This window comes from Gordonia sp. LMA167, from assembly GCF_058130025.1.
Genome location: NZ_CM176708.1, coordinates 1659627 through 1682812 on the forward strand (window position 1 = coordinate 1659627; position 23186 = coordinate 1682812).

General features: G+C 66.0%; 21 protein-coding genes. 11 read left to right on the forward strand and 10 right to left on the reverse strand.

What is annotated here, in order from left to right; translation table 11 throughout:
- The first annotated feature begins 2 nt into the window (after positions 1-2).
- The 3 genes from ACVT6V_RS07445 (at position 3) to ACVT6V_RS07455 (ending at position 4204) form a co-directional block, all read left to right on the forward strand.
- Positions 3-1103: a Zn-dependent alcohol dehydrogenase gene (locus ACVT6V_RS07445; RefSeq protein WP_489899165.1), complete on the forward strand. Its 1101-nt coding sequence runs from the start codon at positions 3-5 to the stop codon at positions 1101-1103.
- A gap of 25 nt (positions 1104-1128) precedes the next feature.
- The gene (locus ACVT6V_RS07450; protein WP_489899166.1) at positions 1129-2592 is read left to right on the forward strand and encodes an aldehyde dehydrogenase family protein; all 1464 of its coding nucleotides are present in this window, start codon (positions 1129-1131) and stop codon (positions 2590-2592) included.
- Between the two features lie 142 nt (positions 2593-2734).
- The gene (locus ACVT6V_RS07455; protein ID WP_489899167.1) at positions 2735-4204 is read left to right on the forward strand and encodes an MFS transporter; all 1470 of its coding nucleotides are present in this window, start codon (positions 2735-2737) and stop codon (positions 4202-4204) included.
- Between the two features lie 85 nt (positions 4205-4289).
- Here the strand turns inward: ACVT6V_RS07455 and ACVT6V_RS07460 are convergent, their stop codons facing one another.
- The 4 genes from ACVT6V_RS07460 to ACVT6V_RS07475 all read right to left on the reverse strand — a co-directional run bounded on the left by ACVT6V_RS07460 (position 4290) and on the right by ACVT6V_RS07475 (position 9729).
- Positions 4290-6422, reverse strand: a complete 2133-nt coding sequence (locus ACVT6V_RS07460; RefSeq protein WP_489899168.1) for an MMPL family transporter — start codon at positions 6420-6422, stop codon at positions 4290-4292.
- 169 nt (positions 6423-6591) lie between these two features.
- A complete protein-coding gene (locus tag ACVT6V_RS07465) occupies positions 6592-8427 on the reverse strand; it encodes an acyl-CoA dehydrogenase (protein ID WP_489899169.1) in 1836 nt (611 codons plus the stop codon).
- Positions 8428-8699: 272 nt separating this feature from the next.
- Positions 8700-9470, reverse strand: a complete 771-nt coding sequence (locus tag ACVT6V_RS07470; protein WP_489899170.1) for a deoxyribonuclease IV — start codon at positions 9468-9470, stop codon at positions 8700-8702.
- 43 nt (positions 9471-9513) lie between these two features.
- Positions 9514-9729 carry a hypothetical protein gene (locus ACVT6V_RS07475; protein WP_489899171.1) on the reverse strand — a complete coding sequence of 72 codons (216 nt, stop codon included), beginning with the start codon at positions 9727-9729 and terminating at the stop codon, positions 9514-9516.
- Positions 9730-9896: 167 nt separating this feature from the next.
- Here ACVT6V_RS07475 and ACVT6V_RS07480 point away from each other — a divergent pair, with 167 nt between their 5' ends.
- The 3 genes from ACVT6V_RS07480 to ACVT6V_RS07490 all read left to right on the forward strand — a co-directional run bounded on the left by ACVT6V_RS07480 (position 9897) and on the right by ACVT6V_RS07490 (position 12242).
- Positions 9897-11081: a phosphatase PAP2 family protein gene (locus ACVT6V_RS07480; protein WP_489899172.1), complete on the forward strand. Its 1185-nt coding sequence runs from the start codon at positions 9897-9899 to the stop codon at positions 11079-11081.
- A gap of 10 nt (positions 11082-11091) precedes the next feature.
- Complete coding sequence (locus ACVT6V_RS07485; RefSeq protein WP_489899173.1) at positions 11092-11505, forward strand: hypothetical protein; 414 nt, start codon at positions 11092-11094, stop codon at positions 11503-11505.
- 104 nt (positions 11506-11609) lie between these two features.
- Positions 11610-12242 (forward strand): DUF305 domain-containing protein, encoded by a 633-nt coding sequence (locus ACVT6V_RS07490; RefSeq protein WP_489899174.1) that lies wholly within the window; start codon positions 11610-11612, stop codon positions 12240-12242.
- Between the two features lie 72 nt (positions 12243-12314).
- Here ACVT6V_RS07490 and ACVT6V_RS07495 read toward each other — a convergent pair whose 3' ends face one another.
- Together ACVT6V_RS07495 and ACVT6V_RS07500 are read right to left on the reverse strand one after the other, a co-directional pair.
- Positions 12315-13388, reverse strand: coding sequence for a glycoside hydrolase family 183 protein (locus ACVT6V_RS07495; protein ID WP_489899175.1), 1074 nt, complete (start codon positions 13386-13388; stop codon positions 12315-12317).
- A 50-nt stretch (positions 13389-13438) separates the two neighbouring features.
- Complete coding sequence (locus ACVT6V_RS07500) at positions 13439-14320, reverse strand: acyl-CoA thioesterase domain-containing protein (protein ID WP_489899176.1); 882 nt, start codon at positions 14318-14320, stop codon at positions 13439-13441.
- A gap of 66 nt (positions 14321-14386) precedes the next feature.
- Here ACVT6V_RS07500 and ACVT6V_RS07505 point away from each other — a divergent pair, with 66 nt between their 5' ends.
- Positions 14387-14956: an HdeD family acid-resistance protein gene (locus tag ACVT6V_RS07505; RefSeq protein WP_489899177.1), complete on the forward strand. Its 570-nt coding sequence runs from the start codon at positions 14387-14389 to the stop codon at positions 14954-14956.
- Between the two features lie 664 nt (positions 14957-15620).
- On the opposite strand, the gene ACVT6V_RS07510 is transcribed toward ACVT6V_RS07505, so the two are convergent.
- Both ACVT6V_RS07510 and ACVT6V_RS07515 read right to left on the reverse strand, forming a co-directional pair.
- On the reverse strand, positions 15621-16199 hold the full coding sequence (locus tag ACVT6V_RS07510) for a hypothetical protein (protein WP_489899178.1): 579 nt from the start codon (positions 16197-16199) through the stop codon (positions 15621-15623).
- Positions 16200-16284: 85 nt separating this feature from the next.
- Positions 16285-17400: a DUF2189 domain-containing protein gene (locus tag ACVT6V_RS07515; RefSeq protein ID WP_489899179.1), complete on the reverse strand. Its 1116-nt coding sequence runs from the start codon at positions 17398-17400 to the stop codon at positions 16285-16287.
- A 156-nt stretch (positions 17401-17556) separates the two neighbouring features.
- Here ACVT6V_RS07515 and ACVT6V_RS07520 point away from each other — a divergent pair, with 156 nt between their 5' ends.
- A complete protein-coding gene (locus ACVT6V_RS07520; protein WP_489899180.1) occupies positions 17557-18066 on the forward strand; it encodes a DUF5709 domain-containing protein in 510 nt (169 codons plus the stop codon).
- 27 nt (positions 18067-18093) lie between these two features.
- On the opposite strand, the gene ACVT6V_RS07525 is transcribed toward ACVT6V_RS07520, so the two are convergent.
- Entirely contained in the window at positions 18094-18837 is a 744-nt protein-coding gene (locus ACVT6V_RS07525; RefSeq protein WP_489899181.1) for a Clp protease N-terminal domain-containing protein, read from the reverse strand.
- 271 nt (positions 18838-19108) lie between these two features.
- On the opposite strand from ACVT6V_RS07525, the gene egtB reads away from it, so the two are divergent.
- The 3 genes from egtB to ACVT6V_RS07540 all read left to right on the forward strand — a co-directional run bounded on the left by egtB (position 19109) and on the right by ACVT6V_RS07540 (position 22048).
- Complete coding sequence (egtB, locus tag ACVT6V_RS07530) at positions 19109-20536, forward strand: ergothioneine biosynthesis protein EgtB (protein WP_489899182.1); 1428 nt, start codon at positions 19109-19111, stop codon at positions 20534-20536.
- Positions 20533-21489, forward strand: coding sequence for an L-histidine N(alpha)-methyltransferase (gene egtD / locus ACVT6V_RS07535; RefSeq protein WP_489899183.1), 957 nt, complete (start codon positions 20533-20535; stop codon positions 21487-21489). Before egtB ends, egtD begins: the two co-directional genes overlap by 4 nt.
- Before the next feature lie 178 nt (positions 21490-21667).
- Positions 21668-22048, forward strand: a complete 381-nt coding sequence (locus ACVT6V_RS07540; protein WP_489899184.1) for an SHOCT domain-containing protein — start codon at positions 21668-21670, stop codon at positions 22046-22048.
- 334 nt (positions 22049-22382) lie between these two features.
- Here ACVT6V_RS07540 and ACVT6V_RS07545 read toward each other — a convergent pair whose 3' ends face one another.
- Positions 22383-23165 (reverse strand): HAD-IIA family hydrolase, encoded by a 783-nt coding sequence (locus ACVT6V_RS07545; RefSeq protein ID WP_489899185.1) that lies wholly within the window; start codon positions 23163-23165, stop codon positions 22383-22385.
- Positions 23166-23186: the final 21 nt, after the last annotated feature.

Consider the following 23186-nt stretch of genomic DNA (forward strand, 5'->3'; position numbering starts at 1 on the left):
CCATGATCGTCACCGAAGCAGCCGTGCTCACCGCGGCGAACGAACCGCTCGAGATCACCACGATCCACGTCGATGAGCCCGAACCGAACGAGGTGCGCGTCGCGGTCTCGAACGTCGGTCTGTGTCACAGTGATCTGCACTACATGACCGGAACCGTGCACGCCGACCTCCCGATGGTCGTCGGCCATGAGGTGGCAGGTGTCGTCGAGGCAGTAGGAGCAGAGGTCAGCGGGTTTCGGCCCGGTGACCGAGTCGTCGGCGCACTCACGCCTTCGTGCGGCCGGTGCCTCAACTGCGAGGCGGGTCGGCCCACCCAGTGTCTCCGTGTCGCCGAGATCCGCCGCCGTCCCCGGCCCGCCTTCAGTTTGCCGAGCGGACAAGCGCTCGAGCGACTCGGTGACGTCGGCGCATTCTCACGGCACATCCTGATGCGAGAGAACACGTTGGTGACCATGCCCGACGACGTGCCCCCGCACGTGGGATGTCTGCTGTCCTGCTGCATCATCACCGGCGTCGGCGCAGTGTTCCGGGGAGCACAGGTACGACCGGGCAGCACCGTCGCCGTGATTGGCTGCGGCGGAGTCGGTTCGGCGATCATCCAGGGCGCCAGGCTCGCCGGGGCGTCCGCCATCATCGCGGTCGATCTCGACGAGATCAGACTCGAGTCCGCTCGCCGGTACGGAGCCACGCACGTCATCGATGGCGGCAATCCGGACGTGGCCGGTCGGATTCGAGATCTGTTGGGGCAGGGGGTCGACTACTCGTTCGAAGCGGTCGGTTCGGCACGAACCGCCGCCACCGCGCTCGCGGTGCTGCGACCCACCGGCACCGCCTGCCTGGTCGGCATCGCCCCCGACGGCACCGAGCTGGCGCTGCCCGCATCGGACTTCTTCTTCGGCGAGAAGCGCCTGATCGGCTCGTATATGGGCTCGGGCCACGCACATCAGGACATCACCCAGTTCGCGCAGCTGTACCTGCAGGGACGACTCCGGCTCGACGAGATGGTCACCCGAGTCATCCCGTTCGGCGAGATCAACAAAGGCTTCGACGAGATGCGTTCCGGTGACGTGACGCGCATCGTCGTCGATCTCGAATCCTCCTGACAACACGACTGCGAAGGGCAATCACATGACGACAGAGAACGTGTCGATAACGGAGCCGTTGAACTACATCGCGGACGACTGGATCGACTGCGAGACGGTAACGGGTGAGTGGAACGTCGACCCCAATACGCGCAGGCATCTGCACCGGGCGGTGACGACGGGGGACCGCGATGTCGAGAGGGCACTCGTGCACGCCGAGCGTTCGTACACCGTGGGGCGCTGGGATGACGACGCGCGGTCCGAGCGTGCCGACGTCCTCGAGCGGGTCGCCTACCTCCTCGAGGCCCGCATCGAGGACATTGCGCATACCGACAGCCTCACCAGTGGCGTGACGATCGCCAACACCCGACGGGCGGCGGCCTTCCTGCCGGCCAGGATTCGCGGGACGGCGGCCGAGCTCCGGAACATTCCGCGCGTGCAGGCGCTGGCGGCGGGTGGTCGTGACGTCCGGCTCTACAAGGTTCCGTGGGGACCGGCGGCGATACTCACGCCGTGGAACGGCCCCAGTTTCATCCCAGCGGCCAAGGTCGTGAGCGCGGTGGCTGCCGGGTGCCCGGTGATCCTGAAGCCGTCCGAACACGCCCCGAGCAGCGCGCAGATCGTCGTCGAGTGTTTTGTTGCGGCCGGATTGCCCAGCGGAGCGCTGCAGCTCGTTCACGGTCGGGGTGATGTCGGCGCCGCCATCACGAGTGATCGCCGAGTGAAGATCGTGTCGTTCACCGGCGGCCCGAACGCCGGTCGGGCGATCGCGCGGGCGGCGGCCGAGGACTTCACCGTCCTCCAACTCGAACTCGGCGGTAACAATCCGGCGCTGGTCCTCGACGACGCGGATATCGACGTCGCGGCCGACGGCATCGTCGAGGGCATGACCAAACTCAACGGGCAGTGGTGTGAAGGCCCGGGAAAGGTGATCGCGGACAGGAGCGTGGTCGAGCCGCTGCTCGAAGCGTTGGTCGTTCGGATGTCGAAGGTCACCGTGGGTCATTCACTGGACGAGAACGCAGAGGTGGGGCCGATCTCCAACGCACCGCACTTCGCGACGCTTCAGAACCGCATCGCGGACCTGAGCGCCGCAGGGGCGATCATCCACCAGCCTGCCCGACTACCCGATCTCGACGGCTTCTTCCTGTCGCCGACCGTCGCGTCGGGGCTCGATGCCCGCGATGCCACGCACGAACTGTTCGGACCGATGGTGACGTTGCACGCCGTCGACTCCGTTGACGAGGCGCTACGCGTGGCCAACGCCAACCCGTCGGGACTCGACGCCTATGTGTTCGGCCGGGACACCGACCGCGCGATCGACGTCGGATCGCGACTGCTGTCCGGTGAGGTCCGGGTCAACGGGGCCAAGGTGGCCGACCTCGCCGAGGGATCCGCTCAGAGTTTCTGGGGCTCTGCGGGGATCGGTGGCCACGGGCCGGCCGAATCCGTGCGGGTCTTCTGCGGTGACAGGGTGGTCGGCGTCGACTCGCCGGATCTCCCGATGTAGCTGCGGGACAGGCGTGGCGAGGAACGCCCGCGGACCCGGACTCACGCTCAATCGATCACCTCTTCATGCGTTACGACGCGAACCACATTCAACCGACCCGTCGCGGTGAACGACGGCTGCACACACGATCGGAGAGACCACCATGACCGAGACCAACCATGTGGGGAGCCTGGGCGAGGGGGTGAACCTCGGAGTCACGCGACGACGGACGGCACTCATCGGGGTCGGCGCGCTGCTGGTCATCCTGACCAATGCCGTCATCTTCGTTCTCCCGCCACTGTTGCCGATCATTCAGGCGCAGTACGAGCTGGCCACGGTGTCGGAGACGACCTGGATCTTCACCGTGTTCACGCTGGGCGGCGGGGCGGGGTTCATCCTGTTGCCACGACTCGCCGACGTCTACGGGGACCGCAACGCATCGGTGTTCGCCGGCGTCTGCCTCACGATCGGCGCACTCATCCCGGCTGTCGGCGACTCCTACCCCGCCTTGCTCGTGGGATGCACGCTGATGGGCATCGGCGGGGCCGCGCAGCTCCTGCCACTCGGATTTCTGCGGCGCAACCTGGCGGAGAACGCGACCACGACCGCGGTAGCCGTGCTGGTGATCGCAACCGGCGTCGGCATCGTGGTGGGCATGATCGGCGGTGGGCTGATCGTCGAGAATCTGTCGCTGCGCAGCTTCTTCGTCGTCCTCACTGCCGCGTTCGCGATGTCGATGGTTGCCTCCTACGTCGTCATTCCACACCGTCCGCCGGCCCAGCCGGCAGGTCGCATCGGCGTGCTGGGCACCGTGTGGATGATCGGCTGGGTCGCCGCGCTCCTGCTGGCATTGACGCAGGGGTTGGTGTGGGGCGGTGCAGCGCTGATCCCGTTGCTCGTGGGTGCCGGCGGCGGGTTTGCGTGGATGCGCGTCGAGCGACGGTCATCGGCGGCCGTTTTCGACGTCGCGATGCTGAAATCGCCTTTCGTCGCGGCGGCGTGCGGATGCATCGCCCTGTTCGCGGCGGTCAACGCGGCGTTCTTACTGCTGCTCAGCACGTTCAGCCAGGTCGATCCGGCATTTCTTCCCCTCGGCGACGCCTACGGCCTCGGTCTGTCGGCCCTGCAGACGGGCCTGCTGATGCTGCCGTTCGCCGCGATGTTCACGGTGGGCGGCGCGATCGTCGATCGCCCGGTGGCCAACGGGCGTGCCGGTGAGGTCTCAATGCTGAGCGCGCTCGTGTGTGTTGGCGGACTGATGTGGCTCGCGCTCGCCCACGATCACTGGTGGCACTACCTCGTGGGCGCGGCCATCATGGGGCTCGGGTGCAGCATGGGATACGCGGCAGGCTTCACCGTGGTGCAGCTGGCGGTCCCCGAGGAGAAGGCGGGGATGGCTGCAGGTGTGGCCGGCACGGCCATGGCGATCGGTTTCGCCTTCGGTACGGCGCTGATCACCGCCATCCTCAGTGCGTCGGTGATCCCGGTTCCGGGAACGAATGTGACGGTTGCCGAGGCCGGTCTGTACAGCGTGGGCTACTGGATCGCTGCCGTACTCGCCGCCCTCGTCGTGGTCGTCGTGCTGATCTCTCGCGCACGCAGCCGTCGGCGCGCCGGAGACGTGCTGTCCTGAGTATCACGCGATCAGGACGTGGGACCTCTTCTCGCTCACCTCATTCTCATGCGAACCACGTGATTGGGGTTCACCGGATGTCGGATCAGGCTTGTCCGCCGTGTGCGGCCTCGGATTCGGCGGTCTCGGTCCCGGTCGCAGACTGTCGCGTCGGCCACCAGAACGCCCCGCGCTGGATGATCGACAACGCCGGTACGAGCATCGGGGCCATCACACACGACGCCAGCAGCACGCCGATCGCGACACCGGCGCCGAGCTCCTCGAGGTTCTTCAGTCCGGTCAGCGTAAGGGAGGCGAACGTCAGGGCGAGGATCACTCCGGCAGCCGCGGCGGTCTGACCGTTCTTCGTGATCGCGATCCGGGCCGCGTCGCGCGGTGACTCGCCGGCGACGAACTCCTCGCGGACGCGCTCGGCCATCAGGATGTTGTAGTCGGTGCCGATCGCCACGACGAACAGGTAGAGCACGATCGGTGTGGAGAAGTCGATGCCCACGTAGTCGAGGAGATACTGGAACACGATCACGAGCGCGCCGAGGGTCGCGGCGAACGTGACGAATACGCTGACGATCAGGTTCAACGGTGCGAGCAGCGCCAGCAACAGGGCGCCGAGGATCACCCACACGATCACCACCGCCACCGGGAACACATGTCGGGTGTCGGAGTGCAGTTGCGAACGTACGTCTGCCAGGGTCGCGGTCTGCCCGCCGACGGCGACCACCGCACCCGGTACGGATTCATGCGCGACGGGGCGGATCGAGTCGTCGATGGTGTCGAGCGAGCCGGTGGCGAACGGCGACTCGTCGAGGACGACGTTGACCACGGCGGCCGTGCCGTCGGAGCTGAGTCGTGGCGGGGTCACCGCAGCGACACCGGCCACACCCTCGAGATTGGTGGTGAGCGTGGCCAATTCGTTCTGTGGAATGGGTCCGGACGTCTTGACGTACACCTGGGTGGGACTCAGATCGCCTGGTGGCATCGACGCGGCGAGCGTGTCGAACGCCTGCTGCGACGGAGTGTCCGACGGCATCTCACCGAGCGTGTCGTAGGTGGCCTTGTAGCCGGAGCTGAAGACCGCGAGGACGATGAGCAGGATGGCGATGGCCACCGCCGTGATCACCGGACGATGCGCGACGCCCCGGCCGAGGGCGCCGAACGCCGATCGTCGGGGCTCACGTCCCGGCCCGAGCGGCCAGAACATGACCTTGGAGAGGATCGCGATGACGGCGGGGATGAGGGTCAGCGCGGTGATCAGCATGACGGCCACGGCGATGATCAGGCCGGGTGCCAACGAGTTCAGCGATCCGAGCCTCGCGAAGAACAAGGCCGCGAATGCGCCGATGACGGTGAGCGCCGACGACGCGATCACCCGGCCCACCGCGCCCGTCGCCGCGACGAGCCCGTCGAGGCGTCCCTCGCCGTCCCGCAGGTGTTCGCGATATCGGAACAGCAGGAACACGGTGTAGTCGGTACCGACACCGAACAGGACCACCACCAGGATGGCGTCGAGGGTGGTGCTGACCTCGAAGTCGAAGATCTGGGTGGCCCAGGCTGTGGCGCCGCGCACGGCGAGGAAGACGACACCGATCACGATGACCGGGAGAATCGCGATCAACGGGCTGCGGAACAGGATGCCGAGGGTGGTCAGGATGACGATGACGGTCGCGATCGAGATGATGCGCTCGGCCTTGTTGTAGGCGGCGTTGCTGTCCACCAGGATCGCTGCGTTGCCGGTCAATCCCGAGGTGAGGTCGGTGTTCTCCAGTGCGGAGGCCGCAGCGTCGCGAACCGCGGGCACGGCGTCGTTCACATCGGGTTCACCCGGCTGGCCCGCGAAGGCGACCTGGATGGCCACCACCTTGTCGTCGGGTGAGACCGATTGCGGCCCTGCGGAGACCGTGGTGACGCCGGCGATCTTGTCGTTCTGCAGGGTGGTCGCGAGCCCCAGCGCGGTCTGCTGGTCGGTGGGGGTGAGCTGTCCGCCGTCCTTGCGGGAGACCACCACGGTTCCGGTGGCCCCGGCCGTCGCCGGGAAGTACTCGTTCCCGATGTTCTGGGCGTCCACGGACTCGAAGGACGACGGCAGGAAGTCCTGCTGGTTGCCCGTCGTGTGGTCGGACAGGTTGGGGGAGAACAGGATGATCGCGAGGGCAGCGATCACCCATACGCCGGCCACCCGCCAGGGATGGGCGACGACGACACGGGCGAGCGCAGCGAACATCGCTGATCCTCTCGTGGGCCACTACGGAGGTTACCCGCCGCGGTGCCCGTCCGACCCCGAAAACAGTTCTTCCCCCGGGTATCAGTTCCCTCTCCACGAGCTTGTGGAGAGTCTGGCGATACCCGGGGGAAGAGCAGAGTGAGACTCGGTGAGGCGTCAGGCGCGGCCGTCAGAACACCGCTTCGTCGACCTCCATGACGTCGGCATCGATGTTCTCCACGGTGCCGCGGACGGCGGTCAGCAACGGCAGGTTGGTCTTCGCGAAGAAGCTCGCCACGGCGACCTTGCCCTCGTAGAAGGCCTTGTCGTCATCGGAGACACCGGAATCGAGAGCGGCGAGCGCCACCTCGGCCTGACGCAGCAGCAGCCAGCCGATGAGCAGGTCGCCGACCGCGAGCAGGAAACGAACCGACCCGAGGCCGACCTTGTACAGATCCTTCGGGTTCTCCTGCGCGTTCATCAGGAACCCGGTCAGGGTGGCCGTCATGTTCTGCACGTCATCCATCGCGGTCTTGAGCAGCGCGCGCTCCGACTTCAGTCGACCGTTGCCGCCCTCGGAGTCCAGGAACTTCTGGATCTCGCCGGCGACGTGCGCGAAGGCCTGCCCCTTGTCGCGGATGATCTTGCGGAAGAAGAAGTCCTGCGCCTGGATGGCCGTGGTGCCCTCGTAGAGCGAGTCGATCTTGGAGTCACGGATGTACTGCTCGATCGGGTAGTCCTGCAGGAAGCCCGAGCCGCCCAGGGTCTGCAGCGATTCGTGGGAGAGGACGCTGTAGGCCCGCTCGGAACCGACGCCCTTCACGATCGGCAACAGCAGGTCGTTGACCTTGTGGGCCAACTCCGCGTCGGCACCCGAGACGATCTGTGCGGCAACGGCATCCTGATGCGATGCGGTGTAGAGGTAGATCGCTCGCAGACCCTCGGCGTAGGCCTTCTGGGTCATCAGCGAACGACGCACATCCGGGTGGTGGGTGATGGTGACGCGCGGCGCTGCCTTGTCGGTCATCTGGGTCATGTCGGCGCCCTGCACCCGCTCCTTGGCGTAGTCCAGAGCGTTGAGGTAACCGGTCGACAGGGTCGAGATCGCCTTGGTGCCCACCATCATTCGGGCGTGCTCGATGACGTCGAACATCTGCGCGATGCCGTCGTGCACCTCGCCGACGAGCCAGCCGACCGCCGGGGTGCCGTGCTGGCCGAAGCTCAGCTCACAGGTGGCCGACGACTTGATGCCCATCTTGTGCTCGACGTTGGTGACGAAAACGCCGTTGCGCTCGCCCAATTCGCCGGTCTCGTGATCGAAGTGGAACTTCGGCACGAAGAACAGCGACAGGCCCTTGGTGCCCGGCTTCGCGCCCTCGGGGCGCGCCAGCACCAGGTGGAAGATGTTCTCGGTCATGTCCTGATCGGCCGACGTGATGAAGCGCTTCACGCCGTCGATGTGCCAGGTGCCGTCTTCCTGCTTGACTGCCTTGGTGCGGGCGGCACCGACGTCGGAACCGGCGTCGGGCTCGGTGAGCACCATCGTTGCGCCCCAGCCGCGCTCGGAGCAGATGGCGGCCCACTTCTTCTGCTCGTCGGTGCCGTTGTCGAAGAAGATGTTGGCGAAACCGGAACCGGCGGCGTACATGAACACCGGCGGATTGGCGCCCAGGATCATCTCGCCGATGGCCCAGTAGAGCGAACGGGGTGCGGGCAGGCCGCCGAGCGCCTCGTCGACACCGATCTTGTCCCAGCCGCCCTCGACGAGCGCGTTGTAGGACTTGGTGAAGGCCTCCGGGACGGTGACGCTGTGGGTCTCCGGGTCGAACACCGGCGGGTTGCGGTCGGCCTCGGCGAACGACTCCGCGATGGGTCCCTCGGCCAGTGCCTTCACCTCACGGAGCATGTCGACGGCGGTCTCGTGGTCGAGGTCGCCGAAGTCCCCTTCTTCGAGAACCTTGTCGAGGTTGTACATCTCGAACAGGTTGAAGTGCAGGTCACGCATGTTGCTCTTGTAATGGCCCATGAAAGTTCCTTGTCTGACGCTGGGTGGGCTACGAGTCTTGGCACGAGGGTAAGTTACTCGCCGGTAACAACAGAATACCGCGAACGTTGCAACAGGGCAATTGCACGAAGTGTGATCTCGAATCGAGCCTGAAAACCGCCCGTGTGAGAGGCGCTGTAGGCGATACGCCGACGTCACCCGCGGTGCGGGTGGGTTTCAGGGGCGGGTTTCAGACCGGCAGGGTTCAGACCGGCAGGGTTCAGACCGGCAGGGTTCAGACCGGGGTGCGTCTTCTACAGCGCGTCGCGCAGATACGACAGATCCGCCGGGATTCCCTCGGCCGGGGTCTCCAGGATGACCGGCGCATCCGCGGCGGCGGCCACGGCGACGAGCACGTCCGGGTCGATGTGTCCGTCGGCCAGGTTGGCGTGCCGATCGCGTCCGGAGTCGAACTCGTCGCGAGAGTTGTTGAGGTGGATCAGGTCGATGCGGCCCGTGATGCCCTTGACGCGTTCGACCAGGCCGACGAGATCCTCCCCACCGGCCCACGCATGGCAGGTGTCCAGGCAGAAGCCTGCCTGCTCGAAGTCGCCGACCGATTCCCACAGCCGGTCGATCGCCTCCAGAGTGCGGGCCATCGCGTGGTCTCCGCCCGCGGTGTTCTCGATCAGGATCGGGACGCCGAAGCCGCCCTTGTCGACCTGGCGGTCGAAGAGTTTGCGCCAGTTGGCGAATCCCTCTTTCGCGTCCTCACCGTCGCGCAGATGCCCACCGTGCACGACCAGACCGAACGCGCCGAGTTCGGCGGCAGCGGTGGCCTGTTGCTCGACCGCCTTGCGCGAGGGCATCCGTAGACGGTTGTTCAGGCTCGCGACGTTGATCTGATAGCTCGAGTGCACGACGACGTCGACCTCGGAGTCGCGGATCGCTGCCGCGTCGGGCCGCGGTACCGGCTTCTTCCAGCCCTGGGGGTCGGTGACGAACATCTGGAACACGTCGATGCCGAGTTCGCTCGCGGTGGTCAGGGGATCGGTGTCCTCACGCAGATGTGCTCCGATGCGCATGGCTCAACGATAGTGGCCGACGATGCGCGCGATGTCCGCGGTGTCAGTCGTCGACGCCTGGCACCGTCTCGATGGTGATCGGGACGCCGGTCGCGATGAGCAGCCGGCACGGGGCCTCGCTGCCGTGATAGAGCTGCAGCCACTCATGACCGCGGCTGCCCTCGGAGTACACCGAGTCGAGAGCGCGGTTGAGACGGGCCTCCGCCTCCTTGGTGATGATGTAGCGCTGGTCGCCGTATCGCAGGTAACGGTCGGGCACGGAAGTCCTCCCCACGGATGTGATACCGGTCACCATCCTAGGGGAAATCCTGAAGTCGCCTGCAGTTGTACGGCGGTTTACCGGTTCGCCAACGTCCGGTGATCACTAGGCTTACGCAAAGTGACGTGCAGGGTGCCCCGCCGGGGCGTGGGTGGGCAGGAATCACGGTGAGCATTGACGACGCGGTTGACGTCCCGACCGGGGACGAACCTGCGCGCTCCCGGTCCGCCGGAGGCGGCGTCGAACCGCTGATCGACGACGTCGGCGCCGCGGCGGCGAACGAACTGCCCGACAATCCCCGCGACTACACCTGGGTTCGGCGAGGCGCGATCGCGGCCTGGCTGCTGTTCATGCTCGTCGAGATCTTCACCGAGGGACTCGCGTTCGACCGCACTCGTCTGATCATCTTTCTGTGCCTGGGCATGCTCGCGGCCACGATCGGGCGTCGGCGGGCGCTGACCGTCATCATCGACTGGCTCCCGTTCGCGTTGATCCTGCTGCTCTACGACTGGACGCGTGACGTCGCACGGATCGTCGACATGCCGACCCAATGGCACCTCGCGCCGGACGTCGATCATCTGATGTTCGGCGTCAACCCGACGGTCTGGCTGCAGGAACACATCAAGGAGCCCTCCCCGCCCTGGTGGGAGGTCATCACCAGCGTCATCTACATGTCGTACTTCATCATCCCGTACGCCGCCGCGGCCGTGCTGTGGCTTCGGGACCGGTCCGCGTGGCGACGTTACGCCGCGTGCTTCGTCGCGACGACGTTCCTGGCGCTGGTCGGCTACACCCTGGTGCCGGCCGCGCCGCCGTGGGCCGCGGCACGGTGCACCGCCGAGCAGGTCGTCGATCATCCGCGCGAGCCGGCCTGCATGGCCAACGAAATCGCGCCGGGTGGCGGCATCCTCGGTGAGGTCACTCCGACCAACCCGGACGCCGCACCGTATGTCGAGCGGATCTCCGCACGTGGGTGGAACTTCCTCAACATCCACGCGGCCTCCACGCTCGTCGAGGTCGGTCAGGGCAAGGCCAACCTCGTCGCCGCGATCCCGTCGTTGCACGCGGGCCTGACCATGCTGCTCGCCTTGTTCATGTGGCCGCGGGTCAAGGCACTCGGCCGAACCCTGTTCCTGGGATACGCCGTCGCCATGGCGTTCACGCTCGTCTACACCGCCGAGCACTACGTCTTCGACATCCTGCTCGGGTGGGCGCTGGCGGCCTTCGTGATCTTCGTCGCGCACATCGTCGACAAGAAGTGGCTGATTCCGCGTCAGGAGCGGCGCAAACAGCTCGACGACCCCGATGACGCCCCCGATCCGGCGCGGTCCGATTCGCCCGTCTCCGGGTAGGCTCGCGGCCGTGCGGACCGTGCGAGCGCGCCGACCGAGTCGGGGGACACTGCGCCGTGGCCTGCTCGTGTGCGTGGCCTTCGCGATCGTGCTCATGCACTCGGTGATCGCCCACGGGATGACCGAACGTCACCACAGTGCGGGCGCCGAGCACGTATCGATGGCCGTGATGGACTCGGCGCGCGACACGATCGACGGTCCGTCGATGCATTCGTCGGGTGACTGTGACCTGCACGAGCATCCGTGTGTGTTCCTACGAGCCGACGACCCCGTCGTCATCGCACTCGCCGTACTGGTTCTCGCCTGGGGATTTCCCATCCCGCCGCTGTTGCGGTCGATCCGCGCGCGATTGATCAACCGCTCCGGGCGCCCGCCTCCGTGGGCGATGCCGACACATCTCCAACTGCAGGTGATCCGCTGCTGACTCGGCGCCAGCCGGACGTCTGATCCGGTCCGCCGTTCTATCCACTCGGCCCGGGAGTCTCGGGTGTGAGTGGATCCTTCACTTCTGCAAAGGATCACCATCAAATGAAACGACAGATTCTCGCATGCTCGGTCGCCATCGTCACCACCGTGGCGGTCGCGGCCTGCTCGACGCCCGACGACCCCTCGGCGTCGTCCACACCTCCGGCGGTCACGACGACCTCTGTGTCGATGGACAGCGCGACGGCACAGCCGGGTACGCACAACGATGCCGACATCGCCTTCAACCAGAACATGATCCCGCATCACACGCAGGCACTCATGATGTCCGATCTGGTTGCGGCCCGAACCACCACGCCGGCCGTCCGTGATCTGGCCGCCCGGATCTCTGCCGCGCAGAAACCGGAGATCGACGAGATGACGGCCCGACTCGACGACTGGGGTGTCACCGCGAGTGCCGGTCACATGGCCGGGGGCCACATGTCCGGCACCGACTCCGATCACGACATGTCGGGCATGATGACCCCCGCGGAAATGACCGCGTTGAGTGGCGCGCGCGGAGCAGAGTTCGATCGGTTGTGGCTCGAGGGGATGATCCGTCACCACCAGGGCGCGGTGGAGATGGCCGACGAGGAACTCGCGTCGGGCATCGACGGGCCCTCGCGCGAACTCGCGGAGCGGATCAAGGCCGCCCAGCAGGCCGAGATCGACGAGATGAACCAGATCATGCGCCGCTGAGCCGCCGAAAGCAGAGGCCCGACACGCAGACAAACGCGTGTCGGGCCTCTTCAGACCAGGGTCATGGCCACATCAGGGCTGACGCAGCGGCACCCGCATCAGGTAGACCTGATAGCCCGCCGAGATCGAATAGGTGAAATAGAGGCTGCTGCCCCGCGACCACGGGTGGATGAACGGCGCATAGCCGGAGTACGGATCGTTGGCCGGCACCACGTTCTCACCTGACGACCACGGCCCCCAGGGGTTGTCGGCGGTACGCAGGACGACCCCGGTGTCGTTCTGGCCGAGCGAGATGTACTTGCCGAGGTAGTCGTTCCATGCGACCGACAGTTCGCCGGTCGGCGCCGACATCACCGGCGTGGCCGAATCGGGATTGTTGCGCACCCAGTGACCCCACGAGAAGTACTCGTACTTGCCGAGGTGCTCGATGTCCTTCGCGTTGACGCGGGCGAGGTACACCGCGCCCCAGCGGCCATCCGGTGTGCCGTAGGTGTAGATGGTGTCGCCGACCTTGAGGTATGCCGACATCTGGAACTTGTGGTTGCCGCCGCCGTTCGATCGGAAGGCATTGACCGCGTGCCAACTGCCGCCGTTGTTGTTCGAGACCACCAGCCCGGACCAATTCGTGTACCAGATGCCCGGCGATCCCCAGTGCTTGACGGACATGACGTTCATGTACTGCTTGCCGTTGGCCGCGATACCCGCGGTCGGGATGATGGTGATCTCCTTGCGCAGGTCCGGCTTGAGGAGACGCTTGGCGTGCCCCGGCGGACCGGCGTGGCCGGTGAACGACATGCCGTCGGCGAGATTGCGGTCGGTGCTGCGCAGCAGGACATTCGAACGCCAGTACCAGAGCTGGCCGTAGAGCAGCGACCAACCGTTGAAGGTCTGGGTGTCGCCGAACGCGGCCATGATCTCGCCGTGACCGTTGTCCCAGAGGACCCCCAGGTCGGTCCCGACGATGTTGTACCGGCCGAAGGTGTCGTTGATCGATCCGGGACCCGTGAGTCGAGCAACGATCCGACCGTTGGCCGCGGCCACCGGCGCGCCCTCCGCCGAGGGCGCCGCCGCCAGACCCGCGGTGAGGGTCGTGGCGAGTGCCGAGATCGCTAGGGCCGTCCTCCATCGTCCTGTGCGCCGCGTCATGCGCGTGACCTTATCAAGACCTGAGAGAGATGGAGGTGTGACGTCGGCGATCAGGCCTCACTGTAGCGGTCGCCGGTGTTGACGGCGGTGAAATCGATGGCGGCGGTGGCATTGTTGACGCCGGTGACGATACCCACCCCGAATTGTCCGTCGACGTCGTACAGGTTGGCGGTGCTCGTGGAGATGCCGTCGACCTCGACGTGGCTGGCCGCCTCGACACCGATCCGAGGCCCCACCGGCAGGCGCGAGAGCGCGACGGTCAGATCGCAGTTGATGAATGCGATACCTTCGCTACCCCAATTGCACACCAGACTGGTCGATTCCCCGCTGATCACCGACCGTTCGAACGGGGTGGGGCGTTCACCGGTCACGGTGGAAACCGCCCGTGTCCACAGCCATTTGCGGCCGGCATCTTGATGCGATCCCATGTCCTGGCTCCAGGTGATCTCGCCGTTCGCCGCGGCGGCGCCGTACCAGGGAAACGGGTCGTCGTCGTCGGTCTCGGGCGGTCGGAACCGGATCATCTCCGGCGACCGCACCCAGCGCTCGCCGGGTGGGTTGCTGGTCTCCTTGACGAACACCGTGGTGCTGCGCGCGACGAGGACCTCGGCGCCTTCGGAGAACTGGACGACATCGACCTCGACCACCTTGATCCGGCCGCCGTCGCGCACGAGCCGTCCACGTGTGGTGGTCGGGACATCACGGGCGACCTTGAACAGGTCGATGGTGTAGCGCGCCGGACGGAAACCGGGGATCGTGAAGTCCCGCTCCGCCGTCCGGGCGGCGATCGCACAGACGGCCGGGCCGTGCAGCGTGCCGGGCGCCCAGAGGCTCGCCGCATAGCGAGTCGGTGTGTACAAGTCGTCGCCGGCCGGTGCACCAAGGGAATCCGTGGCCTCCGAATCGTGCGAGAAGAATGCGATCGGCGACACGAATTTCCCTTCTGTTCGACAAGAGAATGTGGTGTCGAACCGTTCGACACGTACTAATCTTCGTCCATGACAATTGCAGATTACGCAAGACAGATTCCGAACGAGCTGGTGGCCGCGGTCCGGATGTCGATGATCGTGACCTCCATCGTCGGAATCGTTCTGGGCATCATCGCCCTCGTCTGGCCCACTGCGACACTGCTGGTCATCGGAGTCCTGTTCGGCATCTCTCTGATCGTCGCCGGATTGTTCCGGCTCTACGAGGCTTTTGCGTCGTCATTGTTGTCCGGCGGCTGGCGCTTCGCACTCGGACTCATCGGTGCCCTGATCCTGGCCGCGGGAATCATCGCGCTGTTCAATCCTGAAGAGTCCGTGGTCTTTCTCGCGATCTTCATCGGAATCGGCTGGATCTTCCAGGGCGTCGCCGATCTCTCACGTGCGGTCTCCGGATCGTTGCACACACCGAGGTGGCTGCTCCTGCTGTCCGGCGTCGTCTCCATCATCGCCGGCATCGTGATGATGGTGATTCCCGGACTCGCCCTGGCGACGTTCCTGATCATCGCCGCGATCATGCTGATCATCATCAGTGTCGTGACGCTGCTGACGTTGCCCAAGAAGGTCGACGAAACCTTCGTCTGAGGCCTCGGCCCGGTCCCTGAGTTGGGGAGTGAGCCTGCGAGGATGCTTTCCACTCGCTCCCTGAGGAGCCTGCGAGCGTGCGCGTCATCCTCCGCTCCCCGAGGAGCCCTGGCGACGAACGAGAACACTCCGCCCGCTCCCTGAGGAGCCTCGCGAGGAACGAGAACACTCCGCCCGCTCCCTGAGGAGCCTCGCGAGGAACGAGAACACTCCGCCCGCTCCCTGAGGAGCCTCGCGAGGAACGAGAACACTCCGCCCGCTCCCTGAGGAGCCGTGACGACGAACGAGAACACGCCACCCGCTCCCTGAGGAGCCGTGACGACGAACGAGAACACTCCGCCCGCTCCCTGAGGAGCCTCGCGAGGAACGAGCGATGCGTCACGAAGGGGCCCTTCGTGACGCATCCTCGCAAGCTCGGAGGCTCCTCAGGGAGCGGAGGGTGACGCGCAAGCTCGGAGGGCTCAGGGAGCGGAGGGTGACGCGCAAGCTCGGAGGGCTCAGGGAGCGGAGGGTGACGCGCAATCTCGGAGGGCTCAGGGCGCAGATGGAGTGGGGGAGGGGTCTCGTTTCGAGCCTCGACCCGATGGCGTGAAGTTCGTTCCGTCGCCAAGATTCGTCGGTTGAGGACCTACGGGGTCGCGTGCGTGCCCCTCGCTCACTCTGGTCAGGTCAGATCGAGTCCGTCGATGGTCACCGACGCCTGCGCGGTCTGCATGTTCGCGGGCAGTCGTTCGATCAGCTGATTGAGCGCGACGAGGACGTCATGGCTGTGCGTCAGCCGGGCGTTGTCGATCAGGGCCGCATCGGATCCCATCATCGTGACGGGGTCCACCTCGGTGCGATGGGCGACGGCGGCACCGAGCAGCCGGCGCGCCTGGACCGGGTCGTCGTCCCATAGTGCGTCAGCAGTCATCAGGTACAGCCGCACTGCCGGCGGATAGTCGTGTAGATGGACCAGTGCCCACGCCCAGTGCTTGGCGACGTCGACGGTGTCGGACTGTGACCGTCCGTGGGTGCGAACGTATTTGCCGTGCAGCTCCCGGCACAGCGGGGTCGAGTCGGCCCACAGCTGCAGATGCGACATGCACCGAACGCAGTCGTGCAGATTCGACAGGTACATGACGGAATACGGTCCCTCGCGGCGTGATCGGATCTCACGCAGAACCGAGAATTCGGCGAGCGCATGCGAATACTCGCCGGCCGACAACAGTGCTTCGGCCTCGTCTTGCATCTCGGAGAGCATGTCTCAATTGTCGCGGAGACGGGCGTGTCGCGGGTGGTTTCCTGTAGAAAACCACCCGCGACACGTGGGTCGGTATCGGTACCGGTCAGTACTGCTGGTTCGGCGGATACGGCGGCGGTGCCATCGGTGCGGCCGCACCCACCGGCGCGATCTGCCCGCCGGTCAGGAAACGGTACGCGTAGGTGCTGCCGATGATCACGATCGGGACGGTGACCAACAGGCCGACGCCGCACAGCAACGCCCCCAGGATCAACAACCCGACATTGGCGAGGGCGAGCAGCAGGAGCTGGCCTGCGTTCTTGCTGACCAGCGAGAAGCTCGACTTGATCGCCTCGATCGGATCGGCGTCCCGATCGACCACGAACGTCATCGAGTACCACGCGAAGAACGCGAAGACGATGGCGCCGATGATGATCAGGATGAGCCCGAGAATGGTGCCGATGGCGACCAGGAACGCGGTGAGGATGATGGCGCCGTAGTTGGTGAGGTTGAAGAACGCGCCGTATTGCGGCTTCTGGCCCGAGACCTCATCCAGGGCACCGCGGACATAGACCGCCTGGAAAATCCAGCCGACAACGGTTCCGATGATCCCGATGATCGCGCCGAGGTACCAGGCGTCGCCGTTGTCGAACGCGCGGCCGATGGCGTTGATGACCCCGGTGACCACGAATCCGGTCAGCAAGATCAGGATCCACGACAGTGCGTTGTCCTTGAACCGGTTCCATCCGTAGCTGATGGCGTCGCCCACCGAGAACTGTGCGGCCGTCTGTGCCCCGTAGCCACCCGCACCGTAAGGGTCGGGAGCGCCGTAACCGGTTGGGGGAGGGCCGTACCCGCCCTGGGGAGGTCCGTAGCCGCCGCCCTGGGGTGGCGGATAGCCACCGGGAGGTGCACCGTAGCCACCTGACGGCGGCGGGGGATAGGCACCTCCCGACGGCGGGCCGGCGGGCGGCGGATACGACGGCGGTGGTCCCGACGGGGGTGGGTAGGACCCGGGCGGTGGGGTCGACGGCGGCGGGTACGAGCCTCCCGGCGGCGGGTAGTTCCCCGGTGGCGGCGGGGTGGAACCGGGTGGCGGATACGACGGTGGCTGGCTGCCACCGGTCGCTGGGTCCGGGGTCTGCCCGGGCGAGGCGCCGGCGCCGGCGCCGTCGTCGGGTTCGGGCGTGCCGGAATTGCGTGGATCGGGCGGAGTTGTCATGGCACGGAGGATACGGAACACAGCCCGAGGTCAACAGTGTTTCGAGCTCCGCGTCGCGTCAAGAGATGACGAATTGTGCCCAGAGTCCGCCGTTGGGGCGCTTCGGGTCCGGCGATCACCTGGTTTCGGTCAGTTCGGGCTGGCATCGTGGGAGTCGTGAGTGACATCGGCAGCACCCCCGAAGGTTCCGACGGCGAATACAGCCTCGACGACGATGACCAGCTCCAGCCGGAGGACACGCTCGACGATCGCGGCGTCGAAGACGTCCTCGACGAGGGATATTCGCCGCCCGATCACCGGCCCAGCGGAGCCCGCCACGGACTGACGGCGCAGGAGCAACGTGAGCGCGAGACACTCGACGAGCGGCTCGCCGAGGAAGAAGCCGACGTGGGCGCGACCGACCCGCTCGATGACATCGAAAGGGATTGGCGCTCACATGAATCCGACCACGACGACGACTATGACGAGGCCGATCAGGCGGGCAACGGCAGAGCCGGCCGTCTGATCGCGCCCGACGAGGGCAGTGGGATCGACGAGGAGTCGGACGCGGTGGCCGTCGACGCGGGAATCGACGGCGCGGGTGCCTCGGCGGAGGAGGCTGCCGTGCACTACATCGACGTCGACCAGGTCGAGGAGTCCGAGGACGCCGACGGCGAGCGGGACTGAGCACGAGGAAAACCCGCGCGGATGGGGTCAGTGCTTCAGCTGCGTCAGGGTCTCGGTGATGTGGGAGCGCGACGCGTCGGCGTCGGCCCCGAGTGACTGCAGGATCGCCGACATGGTGGCGTCGGTGAACAGCGCGAGCAGCAGATGCTCGGTACCGACGAAGTTGTGACCCATCTGCACCGCCGTCGTCACCGTGGCCTCGAGGATCGCCCGAGCCCGATCGTCGTAGGGGACAACGGTCTTGTCGGACGTGTCGTCGCCCGCGGATTGCCCGGGTCGATCGGTGGTGCACGCCTGCACAAGGGCGGAGAGTTCGATTCCCTGGGCGCGCAATGCGAGGTCGGCGACGGATTCGGGGGCCACCGACAGCCCGCGGGCGAGGTGTTCCGGTGTGACGAACTCGCTGGAGTCGGCGACAGCGAGGTTGTGTGCCTCGACGATCACGTTGCGGGCACGAGGTGTGAACCGGGCGAACGGGTTCGCTTCCTGGTCGAGTGACCTGTCGGGATTCGTGGCCGGCGTACGCGGGACGAATCGCTTCTGCGCGGCCTGCTTGCTGACGCCCATGCTCGCGCCGATGTCGGTCCACGACGCTCCGGCACGACGGGCTTGATCGACGAAGTGGCCGATGAGGTGATCGGCGACCTCACCCAGGTGCTCGGCCGCGACGACCGCGTCGGAGAGTTGCTCGAGCGGATCGTCGTGGACGGAACGGATGCCGGCGATGAGGTCGTCGAGGCGGACCTGCTTCAGGATCTTCGGTTGGGTCATGCGTCAACCATAAGTTGACGATCTAGGTGCGTCAACCAGTGGTTGACGGATGGGCGTGGCGCGTGTCGACGGCGCACGGATTCGGTGCGATCAAAAATGTCATAGGCGTGTGATTGCATGGTGGGCGCTGCCCGATGTATCCGCTCAACCTGCCCCGATGGGCGTCGGCGAATGAGTTCGTTGACAGCCGTCGTGAGGCTGGTAACGATGGATGCCAGGGTTGCCCGTCCGTCCGGTCCAGCGCCGGTTCGCACCGAAACGGGAGGTACCGGTGAGCATCACCAATCGCACTGCGTCGAGCGAGGTCACGTCGTCGCACGCCCGCAGGTTTCTCGACGTGAGAGCCTTGACCGACACCCTGGCCGCGAATCTGTCCGCCGAGGATCAGACGCCGCAGTCCATGACCGACGCGAGTCCGGCGAAGTGGCATCGGGCCCATGTCACCTGGTTCTTCGAGGAGTTCATCCTGCGCGGTGATCCGAACTACGTGGTCTACGACGACACCTACCGCTACCTGTTCAACAGCTATTACGAGGCGGTGGGTGCCCGGCATCCACGGCCCGAACGTGGTTTGGTGACCCGTCCGGGCGTCGCCGACATCGGGCACTACCGCGAGTACGTGGACAGCGCGATGGTCGACATGCTCGAGCGCGGCGCGCTCGACGATGACGCACTCGCGCTCGTGGAACTCGGCTGCAATCATGAACAACAGCATCAGGAACTGCTCCTGATGGACATCAAGCACCTGTTCTCGACGCACGCCTTCGATCCCGTCTACGTCGACCGGGAGTTCGACGAAACCGGGGCGCGAGAGCCGATGACCTGGCGATCGATGGCCGGTGGGATCACGGAGATCGGCGCCGGGAGCTTAGCGAGCGGGCCGGGTGTGATCGGCGCCGGGAGCGTAGCGAGCGGGCCGGGTGTGATCGGCGCCGGGAGCGTAGCGAGCGGGCCGGGTGTGATCGGCGCCGGGAGCGTAGCGAGCGGGCCGGGTGTGATCGGCGCCGGGAGCGTAGCGAGCGGGCCGGGTGTGATCGGCGCCGGGAGTGGGTTTTCCTACGACAACGAGGGCCCGCGTCACCGGGTCTTCCTGGAGGACTTCGAGATCGCCGAACGTGCGGTCACCAACGCGGAATGGCTCGAGTTCATCGCCGACGGTGGTTACCGGCGTCCGGAGCTCTGGCTCTCCGACGGTTGGGCGCAGATCACCCAAACAGGTTGGCAGGCACCGGGTTACTGGAAGTTCACGGACGGTGAGTGGACGACGTTCACGCTGTCGGGACGGCGCCGGCTGGTCCTCGACGAGCCGGTCGTGCATGTCTCGTTTTATGAGGCCGACGCATATGCCCGATGGGCAGGCGCCCGGCTCCCCACCGAATTCGAATGGGAGGCCGCGGCGGTGACCGGAGGGTCGACGCGCGGACAGCTACTCGACCCGGCGCGCTGCCATCCGGGTCGGGCCGGTGAGACGATGATCGGCGACGTCTGGGAATGGACGTCCAGCGCGTATCTGCCGTACCCGGGCTTCGTTCCCGCCAACGGTGCGGTCGGTGAATACAACGGCAAGTTCATGTCTGATCAGCACGTCCTGCGAGGTGCCAGCGCAGTCACGCCGCCAGGGCACGAGCGCGAGACGTATCGCAACTTCTTTCCCGCGCAGGCCCGCTGGGCCTTCTCCGGTCTGCGGTTGGCGCGATGACCCTCGGCATCGAGAATCCGCTCGCAGCGGATGCCGCATCCGGATTGTGGTCCAATCCGCCGACGCTGCCGACGAAATGGCTGTACGACGAGCGCGGCAGTCGGCTCTTCGACGAGATCACCCGGCTCCCGGAGTACTACCCGACCCGACGGGAGACCGAGATCCTGCACGCCCGTGCCGGAGATATCGCCGCGGCCACGGATGCTGCGACGATGGTCGAATTCGGCTCCGGGACCTCGACCAAGACCCGACTCCTGTTGCAGGCGTTTGCCGATCGTGCCGCCGCCGGCGGTCGGTCGTTCACCTATGTCCCACTCGACGTGAGCGTCGAGATCCTGGAATCGTCGGCGGACGAATTGGCCACGGATTACCCGGGGATCGAGGTCGCGCCCGCGGTGGCCGATTTCACGGCCGACGAACTGACGTTGCCACCGTCTGCGGGCCCGAGGATCGCGGTGTTCCTCGGCGGTACGATCGGCAACTTCGACGACACCCAGCGTGCGGCATTCTTGAGTCGACTCTCGAAGGCGCTCGATCCCGGGGATTACTTCCTGCTCGGCGCAGATCTTGTCAAGGACACGGGACGTCTGGTAGCGGCCTACAACGACAAGGCCGGGGTGACCGCGGATTTCAACCGCAACATGATCGAGGTGCTGCGTACCGGTCTTGATGCCCACGGGCTCTACGTCGACGACTTCGACCACATCGCACGATGGAATCCGGCTCGCCACCGGATCGAGATGTGGTTGCGGGTGCGCCGCGACATCGACGTCTATTTCGAGAAGCTCGAGCGGAGGTGGCGATTGCCGCGTGGCGCCGAGGTTCTCACCGAGATCAGCACCAAGTTCGACCAGGCCGATCTCGCCGGCGACCTCTCGGCGGCGGGCCTGACCGTCGAGCAGACGTGGACCGACGGGGCGGGTGATTTCCTGCTGTCCCTCAGCCGCCGCTGAGAAGTCCACGCGCACGAGCCGTTAGCCAGGCGAAGATGTCGACATCGTTCGCGCAGAAGCGGATCATCTCGAAAGCAAATACCGGTCAATGCGCGCTGTGGTAGTGGCGATGTGAGAAGCTATGGAACGCACCGACGACGGGCGTCGGACCTCGACCTCTTAGGTAAGGAGTGTCCCCATGTGGGATTCGTTCTGGGACTTCATCTGGTACACGATCGTCATCTTCGCGTTCGTCGCCTACCTCATCGTTCTCTGGCACATCATCATCGATCTGTTCCGTGACAAGACCTCCGGCTGGATCAAGGCCGTCTGGATTGTCTTCCTGATCCTCATCCCGTATCTCACGGCCCTGGTCTACCTGCTCGTCAAGGGCCGCGGAATGGCTGACCGCCAGGCAGAAGCGGTCCAGGAGGCCAAGGCGGCGACCGACAGCTATATCCAGTCGGTGGCAACGCCGAAGAGCCCGGCCGAGCAGATCTCCGACGCCAAGCAGCTGCTCGACTCCGGCGCCATCACCCAGCAGGAGTTCGATGCGCTGAAGGCCAAGGCGCTGAGCTAGGTTTCGTTTCGGCGGTTTCCGTTCGCGCGGGCAGCGGAACTCCCTTTCGCGGCGAGAGCGGAACTCCCTTTCGCGCGCAGAGCGGAGTTCCCTTTCGCGCCGAGAGAACCCGGAATTTCACCGACAGCACCCTCTCCCCTGGTGGAGAGGGTGCTGTTTGGTTGTTGGGAGGGTGCTGTCGAAGAAATTTCGGGTTCTCTCGGCCGCCGTGCTGGGCGCGGTGGCGCGCTTGGGTGCGGTGTCGACCGCGGTGGCGCGCTTGGGGGCGGTGAGCGACCCTGGTGGGTGTGGTGAGCGACCGTGCTGAGTGCGGTGGCGACCGTGCGGGTCGGAGCTAGCCCGTGAAGGGGTCGGTGGTGTGGCCGACCAGGTCGGCCACCGACGCGATCACCTTGGTGGGGCGGTAGGGGAACAGCTCCACCGATTCCGACGTGGAGATGCCGGACAGGACGAGGATGGTTTCCAGTCCCGCTTCCATTCCGGAGATGACGTCAGTGTCCATTCGGTCGCCGATCATCAGGGTGTGCTCCGAATGCACCCCGATCTGCCGGAGCGCCGACCGCATCATCAGCGGATTGGGTTTTCCGACGTAATACGGTTCGCGACCGGTCGCCCGGGTGATGAGCGCCGCGACCGCACCCGTCGCCGGCAACGAACCACCTGCCGACGGCCCGGTCGCGTCCGGGTTGGTCGCGATGAAGCGCGCACCGAGTTCGACGAGTCGGATCGCAGTCGTTATCGCCTCGAACGAATAGGTCCGCGTCTCGCCGAGGACCACATAGTCCGGCGCCGAGTCGGTGATCACGTAGCCGATCTCGTGCAGGGCTGTCGTCAGTCCCGACTCGCCGACGACGTAGGCGGATCCGCCAGGACGTTGGGAGTCCAGGAAACGGGCGGTGGCCAGCGCCGACGTCCAGATCGCCTCTTCCGGGATGTCGAGCCCGGTGCGCAGCAGACGTGCCCGGAGATCGCGCGGAGTTCGGATCGAGTTGTTGGTCAACACGATGAACGGGATCTCGTTCTCCCGGAGTTCGGTGAGGAACGCGTCGGCGCCGGGGATCAGGTGTTCCTCCCGAACCAGCACACCGTCCATGTCCATCAAGTAGTTCCACGCCATGCCCCGAATTATCGCCGGGTT